The sequence below is a fragment of the Allokutzneria multivorans genome (assembly GCF_039537405.1).
Lineage (GTDB): Bacteria > Actinomycetota > Actinomycetes > Mycobacteriales > Pseudonocardiaceae > Allokutzneria > Allokutzneria multivorans.
This window is the reverse complement of sequence record NZ_BAABAL010000018.1, coordinates 557,029-571,437: the sequence shown is the minus strand read 5'-3', so window position 1 is coordinate 571,437 and position 14,409 is coordinate 557,029. Positions and strand designations below refer to the sequence as shown.

General features: G+C 68.2%; 10 protein-coding genes and 1 CRISPR repeat array. Of the genes, 3 read left to right on the top strand and 7 right to left on the bottom strand.

The genetic code is table 11. The features are described from left to right. The first annotated feature begins 243 nt into the window (after positions 1-243). Positions 244-1,071 carry an SCO6745 family protein gene (locus tag ABD798_RS26685; protein ID WP_344880272.1) on the top strand — a complete coding sequence of 276 codons (828 nt, stop codon included), beginning with the start codon at positions 244-246 and terminating at the stop codon, positions 1,069-1,071. A gap of 9 nt (positions 1,072-1,080) precedes the next feature. On the opposite strand, the gene ABD798_RS26680 is transcribed toward ABD798_RS26685, so the two are convergent. The 3 genes from ABD798_RS26680 to ABD798_RS26670 all read right to left on the bottom strand — a co-directional run bounded on the left by ABD798_RS26680 (position 1,081) and on the right by ABD798_RS26670 (position 3,289). After that, the gene (locus ABD798_RS26680; protein WP_344880269.1) at positions 1,081-1,431 is read right to left on the bottom strand and encodes a hypothetical protein; all 351 of its coding nucleotides are present in this window, start codon (positions 1,429-1,431) and stop codon (positions 1,081-1,083) included. 62 nt (positions 1,432-1,493) lie between these two features. Continuing rightward, positions 1,494-2,375, bottom strand: coding sequence for an aminoglycoside phosphotransferase family protein (locus ABD798_RS26675; RefSeq protein WP_344880266.1), 882 nt, complete (start codon positions 2,373-2,375; stop codon positions 1,494-1,496). Next, positions 2,372-3,289: a LysR family transcriptional regulator gene (locus ABD798_RS26670; RefSeq protein ID WP_344880263.1), complete on the bottom strand. Its 918-nt coding sequence runs from the start codon at positions 3,287-3,289 to the stop codon at positions 2,372-2,374. The genes ABD798_RS26675 and ABD798_RS26670 overlap by 4 nt, the downstream gene beginning before the upstream one ends. Before the next feature lie 193 nt (positions 3,290-3,482). On the opposite strand from ABD798_RS26670, the gene ABD798_RS26665 reads away from it, so the two are divergent. Both ABD798_RS26665 and ABD798_RS26660 read left to right on the top strand, forming a co-directional pair. Next, entirely contained in the window at positions 3,483-3,647 is a 165-nt protein-coding gene (locus ABD798_RS26665; RefSeq protein ID WP_344880260.1) for an MbtH family protein, read from the top strand. A 31-nt stretch (positions 3,648-3,678) separates the two neighbouring features. Further along, entirely contained in the window at positions 3,679-9,324 is a 5,646-nt protein-coding gene (locus tag ABD798_RS26660; RefSeq protein WP_344880257.1) for an amino acid adenylation domain-containing protein, read from the top strand. A 104-nt stretch (positions 9,325-9,428) separates the two neighbouring features. Beyond that, a CRISPR array of direct repeats spans positions 9,429-10,066; the repeat unit is 28 nt; unit sequence GGACCATCCCCGCTCGCGCGGGGAAGAC. 251 nt (positions 10,067-10,317) lie between these two features. Here the strand turns inward: ABD798_RS26660 and ABD798_RS26655 are convergent. From ABD798_RS26655 to ABD798_RS26640, 4 genes are all read right to left on the bottom strand, one after another. After that, positions 10,318-11,439 (bottom strand): HNH endonuclease signature motif containing protein, encoded by a 1,122-nt coding sequence (locus tag ABD798_RS26655; RefSeq protein ID WP_344880254.1) that lies wholly within the window; start codon positions 11,437-11,439, stop codon positions 10,318-10,320. A gap of 136 nt (positions 11,440-11,575) precedes the next feature. Continuing rightward, entirely contained in the window at positions 11,576-11,929 is a 354-nt protein-coding gene (locus ABD798_RS26650) for a hypothetical protein (protein WP_344880251.1), read from the bottom strand. Positions 11,930-11,939: 10 nt separating this feature from the next. After that, complete coding sequence (locus ABD798_RS26645; protein WP_344880248.1) at positions 11,940-13,094, bottom strand: cytochrome P450; 1,155 nt, start codon at positions 13,092-13,094, stop codon at positions 11,940-11,942. After that, a complete protein-coding gene (locus ABD798_RS26640; protein ID WP_344880245.1) occupies positions 13,091-14,272 on the bottom strand; it encodes a macrolide family glycosyltransferase in 1,182 nt (393 codons plus the stop codon). The genes ABD798_RS26645 and ABD798_RS26640 overlap by 4 nt, the downstream gene beginning before the upstream one ends. Between the last annotated feature and the right edge of the window lie 137 nt (positions 14,273-14,409).

The following is a 14,409-nucleotide window of genomic DNA, read 5'->3' as shown; positions in this document are numbered from 1 at the left end:
AGCGGGGGTGGTCCGGTGTGCAGGTACACCGTCGGCGCGCCGACGCCGTCTTCCCCGCGCGAGCGGGGGTGGTCCGACACAGTCGAACCCGGCGACGGGCTGCCTAGAGTCTTCCTCGCGCGAGCGGGGGTGGTGTCCGGACATGAGCTGGCGGTCAAAGAACCTCAAGCGCCGGGCGCGGGAACGAAAAGGACCGCAACCAGTCGGCCACGCGGACGAAGCGAGGCTGCGATGATGCGGAGCATGACCAGCATCGCCCGCCGCATGTTCGAGCTCCTTGAGCCGATCTGCCTCGTCACCTACCTCGCGGACGAGTGCAACGAGGAACTCGCCGCGCTCGGCCACCGCACCTATTGGGACGGCTACTTCGCCAGCCGGGCGGCGCCGTTGGGGTGGGTGTCGGCGCAGGTCGTGCACGCGGCGTTCTACAACTTCGCGGACGGGGAAGCGGCGCGGCACATTCCGAGTGCGTGGGAGACGATCTCGCCGCAAGCCTCGGTCGCCGCGCGGGAGCGGGGAAGCGCGGCGTCGTTGAGGCGGATTCTCGGCGAGGAGCTGGCCAGCTCGGAAGGCTTGGCGCGCGCGGCGGACCTGACCACGAAAGCGGCGACGAGCGCGCCGACGGAGGGGCGGGCGATGTACGCGGGAATGCGCACCCTCCCGATACCGATCGACCCGGTGGCCCGACTGTGGCACTCCGCGACCATGTTGCGCGAGCATCGCGGTGACGGGCACATCGCGGCTCTCGTCGGCGCGCGTATCGGCGGTACGGAGTCGCACGTGCTCAGCGCGCTGGAGATGGGCATCTACCCGGCGGAGTCGTTCGGGCGCATCCACCACCTGCCGAAGACGCGCTTGGCCGAAGTCATGGGCGGACTGCGCGAGCGCGGGCTCGTCGGCGCCGACGGCAAGTTCACCGACGCTGGCCGCGACACCAAACACCGCATCGAAGCCTTGACCGATGAGCTGGCCGGCGCGCCGTACGAAGCCCTTTCGCCCGCCGAGCTCGACGAGTTGATGACCGAGCTCGAACCGATCACCGCGAGGCTGGTGGCCGTGGGATCGCAGTGACGACGCGGGTCAGGTGCAGTTGCGGATGCCGGAGTTGCCGTCGACGCTGATGATGCGGCTGTCGAAGGTCCGGTCGCTCTTCTGCTTCGCCTTCACCGCGAGCATGCACGAGGTGTTCGGGCCCGGCTCCTCCGGGTTGTCGAACTTGTACGTGACGCGCAACCGAACCTGCTTGTCGCAGTGGTTGTTGTAGTACAGGTTCGAGTACTTCTGGCCGAACGGGCCGTTCTTGTGCGTGACCTTGAAGTTCACGCAGTTGAGGACCTTCCCCTCGAAGCCGGACTCGGCGGCAGAAGCCGAGATTGCGGTGATGGGGAAGAGCGAGCAGGCCAGGACGGCGGCGACGAGCTTGGTGCGCATGGGCGGCGACGCTAGCAGCGATCAGAGCAGCCGCGACCGCGTTTCGGCGCCGGCCGACGGGTTCACGTCAACGTTTCGGACAGGCCCTCAGCGAACTCGATCAGCCCGGGGATGCCGAAACCGTGGCGGTGCCCCCAGAAAGCGGCCTGCACGGCGTGCAGCTGAGCCCACCGTCGCGTGCGCGTGCGGGAAAGCTCAGCGGCGGAGGCGAAAATGTCCAGTAGCCGCAAGGGAGAAGCGTCGCCGAGCATGGCGCACGTCTTGAGCATGGTGCCGCCGTCGTAAGCGGGATCGCCGACGTAGCCCTTCGGATCGACGGCGAGCCACGGTTCACGCGACGCGCGCAGAACGTTGCGGGCGTGGAAATCGCCGTGCACAAGGACTTCCGGCTGAGCCCGGCCGAGTTCCCGCACAGTGTCGACGGCGGCGCCCACCACGCGTGCGGGCAGCGCGTGCGGTAGCTCGGCGGAATCGCGCAGCAGCGAAGCTTCCCAATCGTCCGCCTGCGCGGCGAGCCGGGGCAGCCCGGCGGGCGCGGGAATGGTGAGGCGACGGTGGAGTTCCCCTGCTGAAGCCATGATCGCCGGGCCGTCGGCGAGCTCGGCCAAGGACGACGAACCGGCGCGCTCCAACAGCATCGCGAACTGCGAGTCGTCGCGTTCGTGCAGCAGCACGGCGCCGCGCCCGTTCCACGCCGCGAACGCGTCAGGCTCGTGGACGTTGCCGGGATGCGGGAAAGACACCTTGAGCACCAAGGCTTCCCCGGCGCGCCGCACCGGCACGACGACCCCGACCTCACCGTGCATCACAGCGCCGTCGAGCACGCATTCCCAACGCGACAACAGGTCCGCGACGATCCCGGGCAGCGAGGATGTCCACGTCCGCCCGGTGACGCCCTCACGGTCCACAGTGGACTGGACGAAAACCGGTGGTACTTCGATCACAGCTTGGCGGCCTCTCGCGATATGCGCTCGCGCAACCACACGTGCGCGGGAGAACGCATGTCGCGAGGATGCCAGAACATCGCTATCGACAGCTTGGTCGGCTCGGTGGCCAGCTTCAGCTCGCGCAGCCCGTACGCGGGCGCCAGCTCGTCGAACAGCCGCCGCTGCGTCAGCGTGATCAGGTCCGAACCGGAGACCAGCCGCAGCGCCAGCGAGAACGAGTCCACGGTGACCGCGGTCGGCTGGCGCAGCATCTCCTCGCTGAGCTTCACCTCCGACAACACCCGGTTCCCGCCGACGCCGTTGACCCGGACTGCGGGCGTGGTCGCGAGGTCCTCGCCGGTCAGCGGCTCGGTGACGTCGTGGTTGTCCTTGTCGGCGACCGCGACGAACTCGTCGGTGAACAGCGGGGTGTGCGGGAAGTTCATCAGCTCGGGCACTTGCAGCTGCAACGGCCAGAACAGCAGGTCACAGCGCCGCGAGCGGAGCAGGTTGATCAGATCCGCGCGCATCGGCTCGATGGTGACCCGCACCCCGGGAGCCTCCGCGCCGAGGCCGCGCAGCGCAGGCGCCAGCAGCACGGTCGTGACGTAGTCGCTGGCCACGACGGTGAAGGCGCGCCGGTCGTTCGCCGGGTCGAACGACCCACCCGCGGTCAGCGCGTCGCGGGCGGCGATCATGGCGGTCTGCACGGGCTCGCGCAGCGACTCCGCGAACGAGGTCAGCGCCATCGCCCGGCCGTCGCGCACGAGCAGCGGGTCGTCGAAGTGCCGCCGCAGCTTGCCCAGCAGCGCGCTCATCGACGGCTGAGCCATCTGCAACCGCTCGGCGGCCTTGGTCACGTTGCGTTCGAGCAACAGCGCGTTCAAGGGGATCAGCAGGTTGAGGTCCAGCCTGTCCATCTCGTTCGCCACGATCGTCGTAGTCCCCTCGGTACTCGACAAAGCTTCGTGATCTTAGCGTTGTCGCAGCTCAGGCCGCACTATGCCGCGCCCGCATGTGATCCATAGGGAATTCGCCGCTTCCGGATCGAGCGGCCCCGGGGCAAACCTGAAAAGGCCCCACCTCCACTGTCACAGCCCCTAGCGACTCACCGCGAGGTCTTCAGTGCGCAATCCCTTCGACGACCCCTCCGGCCGCTTCCTGGTGCTGGTCAACGCTGTGGGCGAGCACTCGCTGTGGCCTGCGGCGACGGACGTGCCCGCCGGGTGGGACATCGCGCTCGGCGAGGACACCCGCGCGGCCTGCCTCGCCTTCGTCGAGTCCCGCTGACTCACTCGATCACTCCCAGGGAGCCCCTGTCGTGTCGACTTCCAGCACCCCGCTAGCGCTGACCAGTGCCCAGACCGGCATCTGGTTCGCCCACCAGCTCGACGCCACGGGCGTCACGCACAACGTCGCCGAGTACCTGGAGATCACCGGTCCGCTGGACCTGGACCTGTTCGAGACGACCCTCGGCCACCTGGTCGAGGAGGCGGAATGCCTGCGCGCGCGGTTCACCGACGACGAGAACGGCGTTCGCCAGATCATCCAGTCCACTGTGGACTGGAAGCTGGACGTGGTCGACCTGCGCGAGCGCCCGGAGATGGCGCAGGAGCGCATCCGCGTCGTGCTGGAGCGGCCCTTCGACCTCGCCACCGGACCGCTGTTCACCTTCACCGTGCTGCGCCTCGCCGACGACCGGCACCTCTGGGTGCACGCCTACCACCACATCGTCAGCGACGGCTACACGGTGGCCCTGCTCGCCCGCCGCGCCGGAGAGGTCTACACCAGGCTCGCCGCCGGTGAGGAGGTCGGCGAGAGCCCGTTCCCGCCGCTGACCACGCTGCTGGAAGCGGACGTGGCGTATCGGGAATCCGAGCAGTACCAAGGTGATCGCGAGTTCTGGGCGGACTACGTGGCCGAGCTGCCCGAGCCGGTGAGCCTGTCCGCGCGGCCCCCGGCGCCGGCCCAGTTGTCCCTGCGCAGCACCTGCGACGTGCCGCCGGAGATCGTCGGCCGGGTGGCGGAGATGGCGCGCGACGCGAAGACCTCGACCTCCACCGTGCTGATCGCGGCCGTCGCCGGATTCCTCCAGCGCATGACCGGTCGCACGCACCAAGTGCTCGGCCTGCCCGCAGCCGCGCGCCGGACCTCTGGTGCGAAGGCCACGCCCGGCATGTCCGCGAACGTGCTCCCGCTGGAGCTGGCCGTGGACCCGAGGATGACCGTCCCGGAGCTGCTGACCCACGTCTCCAAGCAGGTCAAGCGAGTCCTCGCGCACCAGTACTACGACTACGGCGGGCTGCGCCGCGCACAGGGCGCGATCACGCAGGAGGACCGGCTGTTCTGCAACCGCATCAACATCATGCGCTTCACCTACGGGGTGAGCTTCGGCGCGTGCCCGGCGCGGGCGCACTACCTGTCCGGCACCGCGACCGACGACCTGTCGGTGATCGTTTACGACCGCGGCGACGGACACGGCCTGGAGATCACCCTCGACGCGAACCCCGGTCTCTACACCGCCACCGAGGTCGCTGTGCTGGAGCAACGCCTCCAGCGCTACCTGCGCGAGTTCACCGGCCTCGGTGTCCGCCCGTTGCGCCGCGCTGACGTGCTCAGCCCGGCCGAGCGCGACCGCCTCCTGTCGGATTGGGCGGGCGGTCGCGGCGGCTCGCCGGACACCACGCTCGCCGAGGAGTTCGCCGCGCGCGCCGTGGAGTTCCCCGACCGCGTCGCGTTGACCTGCGAGAACGAGCACCTGAGCTACCGCGAACTCGCCGAGCGGGTGAACCGGTTGGCGCGCATGCTGATCGCGGACGGCATCGGTCCGGGGGACCTGGTCGGGCTCGCCTTCGCGCGCTCGGCGGAGATGATCATCGCGATGCTCGCCGTCACCACCGCCGGCGCGGCCTACCTGCCGCTGGACCCGAGCTACCCCGAGGACCGCCTGCGCTACCTGGTCGACGACGCTCGCCCGGCGCTCGTGCTCGCCGACGTGCCACTGCCGATCTTGCCCGACGTGTTGCCGCTCAACGCTTCTGACGTGCTGGCCGCGCTCGCGGAGCTGTCGGGGACGCGGGTCACCGACGCCGAGCGCGTCCGGCCGCTCACCGCGTCGGACCCGGCGTACGTGATCTACACGTCCGGCTCGACGGGCAAGCCGAAGGGCGTGCTCATCCCGCACAGCAACGTCATCCGCCTGTTCACCGCGACCGACGGGCAGTACGACTTCAGCCCGAACGACGTGTGGACGATGTTCCACTCCTACGCCTTCGACTTCTCCGTCTGGGAGATCTGGGGTCCGCTGCTGCATGGCGCGCGCCTCGTCGTTGTTCCGCACGCGATCACGCGTTCCTCGCAAGACTTCCTGCGGCTGCTCGTCGACGAGCGCGTGACCGTGCTCAGCCAGACCCCGTCGGCCTTCTACCAGCTCATGGCCGCTGAGCGCGACGAGCAGGACCTCAGCGCGAAGCTGGCGCTGCGCATGGTCACCTTCGGCGGTGAGGCGCTCGACCTGACGCGGCTCGGCGACTGGTACGACCGGCACGCCGAAGACGCTCCTGTGCTGGTCAACATGTACGGCATCACCGAAACCACCGTGCACGTCACACAGATTCCGTTGGCGCGCGCGGATTGCACGCCGGAGTCCGGCAGCCTCATCGGGCGCGCCATCGACGACCTGCGCGTGTACCTGCTGGACGAGTCCCTCGCGCTCGTGCCGCCAGGCGGCGCGGGGGAGATGTACGTGGCAGGTCCGGGGGTTGCGACTGGCTATGTCAATCGGCCCGGACTGACCGCATCTCGTTTCGTAGCTTGCCCTTTTGGTGAGCCGGGCGAGCGGATGTACCGCAGCGGTGACCTGGCGCGCTGGACCGAGGACGGTTCGTTGCAGTACCTCGGGCGCGCCGACGACCAGGTGAAGATCCGTGGGTTCCGCATCGAGCTGGGAGAGATCGAGGCCGCACTCGGTCGATTTCCCGGAGTCGCTCAGGCAGTCGTCCTCGTCCGCGAGGACAGCCCCGGTGACAAGCGCCTCGTCGGCTACGTCGTCCCGGCTGGCGACGTCGCGCTGGACCCCGTCGCCGTGCGCGAGGCCACCTCGGCGCTCGTCCCGGAGCACATGGTTCCGGCAGCGGTCGTGGTGGTTGACACAATGCCGTTGACGCGCAACGGAAAGGCAGACCGGCCGGCGCTTCCAGCCCCCGACTACGCGGCCTCCGTCGACCTCTCACGCGCGCCGAGCACTGACCGCGAGCGCTTGCTGTGCAAGGTTTTCGCGGATGTCCTTGGGTTGTCGGAGGTCGGTGTCGGCGACAACTTCTTCAGCCTCGGCGGTGACAGCATCATCGCCATCCAGCTCGTCGCCCGCGCCCGATCTGCCGGATTGATGTTCTCTCCGAAGGATGTCTTCACCTGTCGCACCGTTGAGGCTCTTGCCTCGGTCGCGGAGTTCTCCGGGGCGTCCGTTGTTGACAACTCCTCGGGTCCGGTCCCGCTCACGCCGATCCTGCGGTGGCTGGCGGATCAGGGGTCCACTGTGGACGCTTATCACCAGTGGGCTCTGCTGAGCACCCCGCCGGGGCTCGACCACGCGCGGCTGACCGAGCTTCTTCAGTCTCTTGTGGACAGTCATGACCTGCTTCGCGCTCGGTTGGGGTCGCAGCTTTCGGTCGCTGCCGAGTCCGAGGTCTCGGTGCGGTGTGTGACTGATTCTCCGGTGGACCATCTGGACGAGGCCGTCGCGCAGCTCGACCCGTTCTCCGGCAAGGTCTTCCAGGCGGTCTGGCGTCCGGGCTCGCCCGGTTCGCTTCTTCTGGTCGCGCACCACATCGCCGTCGACAGCGTGTCCTGGCGCGTACTCGCCACGGATCTCGCTGATGCGTGGTCCGGCGGTTCCACGTCGATTCCGCGCCCCGCCACGTCCTTCCGCAGCTGGGCTTCTGGGCTCGTCGCGAGTGATCGCAGTGCGGAAGTTCCCTACTGGTCGGACTTGCTCCTTGCAGATGATCTACCTATTGGCTCCACCACGGGAGACGTCGGTCGCGGCGAGCTGACCGTTGAGCTTCCCGCCGACGTCACCGCCCGATTGCTCACCGTTGTCCCAGAGGCATTTCACACCGGCGTCAACGAGGTTCTGCTTACCGGTGCCGCTCGTGCGGTCAACGCGTGGAGGTCCACTCCCGGTGCGCGCGTGCTCCTGGAAGTTGAGGCCCATGGCCGCTCGGAGTCCGCTGTTCCCGGTGTCGATCTGTCGCGGACGGTGGGGTGGTTCACCGACATGCACCCCGTCGCGCTCACGCCGACGTTCGACGCGGGCAGCTCTGTCATGCAGGTGAAGGAGCAGCTCGCGAGCGTGCCCGGCGACGGCTTGGGCTACGGCCTGCTGCGCTATGTGCACGGGGAGCTTGCTGATCTCGCCACTCCGCAGATCCTGGTGAACTACCTCGGTCGCTTCGGCGTTGGCGACAGCGCTTTCGCCGTGCGTGCCTTTGGCGGGGCTCGTGATCCGCGCATGACCCCCACGCACGTGGTGGAACTCAACGCCCTTGCCGAGGAGCGTGACGGCGGTCCGGTGCTCGTCACGTCGTGGTCGTGGGATCGCTCGCGGCTCACTTCGGCGGAGGCTCATGCTCTCGTCGACGCGTGGGTCGCTTCGCTGCACGAACTCGCGGCGTTGGAACGCGGTGGGCACACGCCGTCGGACTTTCCGTTGGTGCAGCTCAACCAGCGGGCTGTCGACACCTTCGTGACCGTGTACCCCGGCTTGACCGATGTCCTTCCTGTCACGCCTCTGCAAGGCGAAATGCTCGCGCACACGCTCCGCGTCCCGCACGGCGACGACGTCTACAACGTCCAGGTCGTCTTCGACCTCGACGGTTCGCTGGACCCTTCTCGTTTGCAGGCGGCCTGCCAAGGGCTCGTCGACCGGCACAGCGCGCTGCGCTCGTGCTTCCCGTGGCCCGACGCGCAGGTCGTCGTCGCCGACGCCGTCGTCCCGTGGACCGTGTCAAGCTCGCCCGTCGAAGACGTTCTCGCCGCGGACCGTGCTGTCCGCTTCGACGTGACGCGGCCTCCGCTCCTCCGCGCGCACCTCGTCGAGCGCGGTTCGCAGCTGCACACCCTCGTGCTGACCATCCACCACGCCGTTGTCGACGGCTGGTCCCTGTCCGTGCTGATGGGCGAGCTTTTCCGGCTCTACGAGGGCTCTCTGCCCGGTGCCGCCCGCGGCTTCGACTCGCACCTGTCGTGGGTCGCCCGCCAGGATGAGGTCGCGGCCGCTTCCGCTTGGGCTGCGCAGCTCGACGGCGCCAAGCCCACGCTCTTCGCCCCTCCCGTCGCCGACACCGCCACCCTCTTGCCCCACCAGCACGCGCTTCGTTTGTCCGAAGTGGACAGTGCAGCGCTGTTGTCCGCGGCGCGCTCTCGTGGTCTCACCCCCGGCGTCCTCGTGCGCACCGCGTGGGCCCAGGCGTTGTGCGAGCTGACCGGCACCGAGGACCTCCTCCTCGGCGCCACCGTCTCCGGCCGCTCTCCCGAAGTGCCCCACATGGCGTCCATCGTCGGCCTGCACACCAACATCGTCCCCGTCCGCGTCCGCCGCGAGATCGGCGAACCCCTGGCCGACCTGGCCGCGCAACTCCAGGCCGAGTACGTCGCCGTCGTGCCCCACCAGCACCACGGCTGGCCCGCCATGGCCGAGGCCCTCGGGCACCCCCACCTGTTCGCCGGGCACGTCGTGTTCCACAACTACCCGCTCGACACGTCCGCGCTGACGCACATGGGTTCGGTTGCCGTGCGCGACATCTCCGTGCACGACGGCACCCACTACCCGCTGTCCTTGGTGGCGCGCATGGCTTCTGGCCGCTTGGAGCTGCGCGTCGACTACCGCCCGGACGCTTTCACCGAGGCCGAGGCCCAGTCGGTCGCCAACTGCCTGGTCCGCAACCTGCTTGTCTTGGCTGCGTAGGTCGCGTTGTGGCCCTCGTCGTTGATGACGAGGGCCACGTGCGTCTTCGGGCCCCGCTTGGGCGGGGAGACACGCCGACATGGCCCAGTTCCATCTTGGCGATCGGACCACCCCCGCTCGCGCGGGGAAGACCCCGCCAACGTTCGGGGGTGATACGTCATACCGGGACCATCCCCGCTCGCGCGGGGAAGACCGCTGCTACCGCCACCACGACGCCATCGGCCAGGGACCATCCCCGCTCGCGCGGGGAAGACAACGGCGACGAGGGCGAGGAACCGGCGGCCGAGGGACCATCCCCGCTCGCGCGGGGAAGACCGCCCGTCTTACTCGGCGGGCCGCTTCGGCAGCGGACCATCCCCGCTCGCGCGGGGAAGACAACAACTGGAACTCCAAGTCCGGCGGTGACTTCGGACCATCCCCGCTCGCGCGGGGAAGACGTGTACTCCCGGAGTGCGGCCTCCAGCGGGGCCGGACCATCCCCGCTCGCGCGGGGAAGACGTTCGGCAACGTCTCGACCTTGTACCCCAACGCGGACCATCCCCGCTCGCGCGGGGAAGACAGCCGCGAGGAACGGGAGACCAAGCTGGCCGGGGGACCATCCCCGCTCGCGCGGGGAAGACGTTGAAAGCGTGCAGCGCCCACTCGTACGGGCCGGACCATCCCCGCTCGCGCGGGGAAGACTCGTCGTAGACGCGGATGTGCTTGCGGAAGTCCGGACCATCCCCGCTCGCGCGGGGAAGACACTTCTTGACCTGCCGGTTTGCGCGTGGGTGTGGGCGTTTTACATGGATTTCGATTGAGAGTCTAAGCCTCGCGCACAGGGGCAGTTGACGAACGGGCGCTCTGGTCGGACAGGTGCAGAGCTGGCGGCGCGTTGAGGGAACGTGGACCTCGGCAGGCCGAAGCCGGAGGGACGTTCTGGGGGCAGCGCGGCGTGCACATCGGCATCACAGGATTGGTCGATCTCCACGACCATGGCGCGCGATGTGTGGGTTAGAAGGGGGCGGGTTCGGCGATGGGGACGGGTTCGGCGTTGTAGGTCTTGCCCCGTGGGGTGGTCCATTCGTGGGTGCCGTCGGGGAGGTTGCGGCACTTCCAGTTGGAGTGGGTCTTCATCCGGTGATGGTGCCTGCACTTCGGCCGCAGGTTCTTGATCGTGGTATTGGTGCCGTCGAACGGACGGCAGTGATCGAGATCGCAGCGGTGGGCGGGTTGGTTGCAGCCGATCGCGGTGCAGGTCGGATACCTGGCCGCGATCAACTCCCGTTGCTTCGCGGAGGGCCGGTAGACGTCGCTGATCTCCTCGGCCATCCCGGTGACGGGATCGGTGAGGATCCGCTTCCACACCCCACCAGCGGCGATCTCGCGGGCGATCCGGGCGGGCAGGGGGCCGTAGCCGCCGAGGATGCCGGGGTCTTTGGTGAGACCCAAAGCTGAGGTGATCGGCATGGTCAGGTAGACGGTGGTCTTGCCCGCCGGGGTCGGCGTGTCTCTGCCCAGCAGCAGGTCCTTGGCGACATCGGAGCGCTTCTGATCCAAGGTCCGATCGTCCTTGGGCAGGGAGCGGGCGATGCGATCGACGTGGTCGAAAGCCAGGGCGGCGTCGTGGGCGGTCATCAACAACCGGAGTAGGGCCATGCCGTCCTCGAGAGGGACCTTCTCCACCAACCGGGCCTTGCGTTTTTCTTCGTGGCGGCGGTCGGCGGCGGTGGGGTCCAGGCGGTGGATGTAGCGAATCGCATACCGGCGGGTCGCGGTGTAGTTGTTCCTCGACGCGTGCGCCAGCAGCGCCTCCTCAGCAATAGCGGCATGCACGACCGAGAGATTGCGCAGCAGGTCCAGGATCATCAACGCCTTGCCCTCATCAACACGGCCCTCTACCAACGCCTTCAACACCAACGGGCGCGCGGTGAGGTCGGTAGCGCGGTCCAGCAGACGGTTGGCCTTCGCCCGCGTCACGCGCAGCAGAGGCATCAGCATGTTCTCGGCATACTCACGATCACACGCGTCAAGATCGGAAACGTAACCCACCAACACGGTGGAGAAGTCGGCTACGGCTTTGCCGATCGCGGTGTAGGCGGCGTGCAGGAGTTCATCGGGATCATCAGGGGGCATAACACAATTCTACCCCCGAAAATAGACGATCATGGCACCGAAGAGTGAAAAAGCTAAGTGACGCAACAACTCCGCATAAAGTCGAAAAATAGGTGGCCCGGTAGCGTTATGGCGACATGTTGCGCAACAACAGTCGCTAGTCCGGGCCCTGAGACCACGCGGCGACGGGCAGTGACAGGTAGACGCCGAAGTCCGAAAGGCCGGTCGCAGCGGCGAGTGCCGCGTGCAGCGAGTCCACGCGGGACTGGCGAGAAGCGGCCCGGGACTCGAAGTACTTGGAGCGGATCTCGATCAGCACGGGCAAGCCGCCCCGATCGTAAGGACTCCGCGCGCGGAAGATGACGTCGACGTCGCCGGGTTGGAGGTTGCCGTCGTAGGGCTCTTCGGGGCACTCGACGGCGACGGAAACGAGGTGGGGCAGGGCCGAAGCCAACGATCGCAGCGCAGAAGCGGGAACGGTGGGGGAGTGGGTGATTTCTACGAGGGGCACGGGAGAAAGGCTACGGGCGGACGCGGACGGGCATGTGGTGGGGGACGACCATGGAATGGGCCTCGTAGAAGCTGGAGGAGAGCACGGAAAGCGCGGAGTAGCGTTTCAACAGCAGTTCCAACGCGATGCGGGCTTCGAGGCGGGCGAGCGGGGCTCCTAGGCAGAAGTGGATGCCGTGGCCGAAGGACAGGTGCTGGTTCTGGGCGCGGTCGATGTCGAAGCTCGAAGGGCAGCCGTGGCGTTCGTCGCGGTTGGCGGAGTCGATGAGGACGAGCACGAGCTGACCGGCCTTGAGGTCTTGGCCGCCGAGGGTGGTGTCGTGCTTGACGAGGCGGGCGGCGCGCTCGAAGGACGTGCGGTAGCGGAGCACCTCCTCGATGGTGGCGGGGAGCAGCGATGGGTCGTCGCGGACGCGGCGCAGGACCTCGGGGTGCTCGTCGAAGCAGAGCATCGCGTTGCCCAGCAAGGTGGTCGTGGTGATGTGCCCGGCCATCATGAGGACGCCGAGCGTGCCGATGATCTGGTTCTCGCTGAGCCGCTCGCCGTCGATCTCAGCTTCGACGAGCTTGGTGGTGAGGTCGTCGGTGGGCGTACCCGCACGAGAACGGATGTGCGCGCGGAGGTAGGCGACCATCTCCTTGAGCGCGGCGGTGTCGGCCTCGACGCCGTCCTCACGGTCGGGCTGCTCCAGCAGCGCGTCGGACCACTTCTTGAACCGGTCGCGGTCGGCGGCGGGGACACCGAGCATCTCGGCGATCACCACGACGGGCAGGGGATGGGCGAAGTCGGTGATGAAGTCGAAGTCCTTGCGGTCGCCGATCCGGTCGAGCAGCTCGGTGGCGATGTCGGTGACGCGGGGCTCCATCCGAGCCACCATGCGCGCGGTGAAAGCCTTGCTGACGAGGCCGCGCAACGTCCGGTGCACGGGCGGGTCGGTCCAGCCGAAGTGGTTGCCGAGCGTGGCAAGGTCCTCGTCGGCGTTGAGCTCGTCCTGCACCTCGGCGACGCCGCTGAAGTCCGAGGAGAACGTCCTGTGGTCGGACATGACAGTGCTCGCGGCGTCGTAGCCGAAGACCAGCCACGCGCCGGTGTCGGCGTCGAAGTGCACGGGGGCTTCGGCGCGCATCTGGCGGTAGAACTCGAGTGTCTCGGCCCGGTTCGTCATGCGATCACTCCACCTAGATGGGACTCGATGGTGTCGGCGGCGGCCGTGGTCCCTCCGGCGGCGCGCATCTGCTGGCTCATCGCGTGAAGCCGTTCTCGGACGGAGTCCGACGCGGTGATGGCGGAAGCCGCTGAGCGCAACGAAGAGGGTGAGACGGTGGCGCCGAGCCCTTGTGCGACAACCTGTTCAGCCACCATGTGGTGCTCGTGGCCTTCGGGCGCGATCAGGACCGGAACCTCCGACAGGATCGCCGCTTGGACGACGCCGATGCCGCCGTTGGTCAGCAGCAGCGACGCGTGGCGGAGCACGGCGAGCTGCGGAACCCATTGGTGCACCTCGAAGTTCGAGGGGAACGGGGGGAGCGGCGAAGTGCACCCGCCGAGCGTGAGCACGACGTGCCACGGCTGGTCGCCGAACGCGTCGACGCACGAGGACAGGAACTCCGGCCGGTCGTTGAAGTACGTGCCGAGCGAGATCAGCACCACCGGCTTGCCATGGGTCGGCGGCGTCCAATCATCGGCGAACAGCGAGCCGGACGTGCTCGGGCCGACGAAGGTGAACTCGGGGCCGAACAGGGAAGCGTGGGGCTGGAGCGAGCGTGGCGCGAAGACGATCGCGGGCTCGCCGGGCACGGTCAGGTCGGCGGGGCCGGCGCCGTGCTGCGCGAGCATGGCGCCGATGCTTGCGCCGACCTCCTGCCACTCCGGGCCGCCGAAGTAGCGGGCCAGCAGCTCGCCGGGCCAGTCGAAGCCCTCGGTGAAGGCGAAGTTCGGGTGCAGCGCGATCGTCGGGACGCCCCAGCGCCGTGCGAGCAGCCGCGCCATCACGGACGCGGCCGGGTCGTAGGCGATCAGTTGCGGCGGGGCGGCGTCGAGCGGCTCGTGCAGCGCGGCCAGGTGCGCGAGGCCGCGCTCGGTGAAGCGCAGCGCCCCCAGCGTGACCCGCTCGGTATTCCTGTCCCCGCCCGGCGCCGATATCGCATCGACCAGATCGGGTGAATAAGCCAATGGGGTGGCGCCGCACGTCTTCGCGGCCCCAGTAAAATCAAGGCCGGTGGCATAGGTAACTTTGTGGCCGCGCCGCACCAATTCTTCGGCCACCGCCAAAGTGGGATGGACGTGCCCGTGCGCCGGAAGGCTCAGCACGAGCAGGTGTCGGCCACCATCTGGAGTAGTCATCTCTCACCTGCCCCTTTGTGGCGTCAACGCGGCAAGCTACCAGCTCGTGGGAAGCCGTCGCACCCGTAGTTCGTACTGAGTTAAAAGGGGATCCACAGGGGTTGACGGACATCTTCTCCTAGGGGCTTGACCGTCAT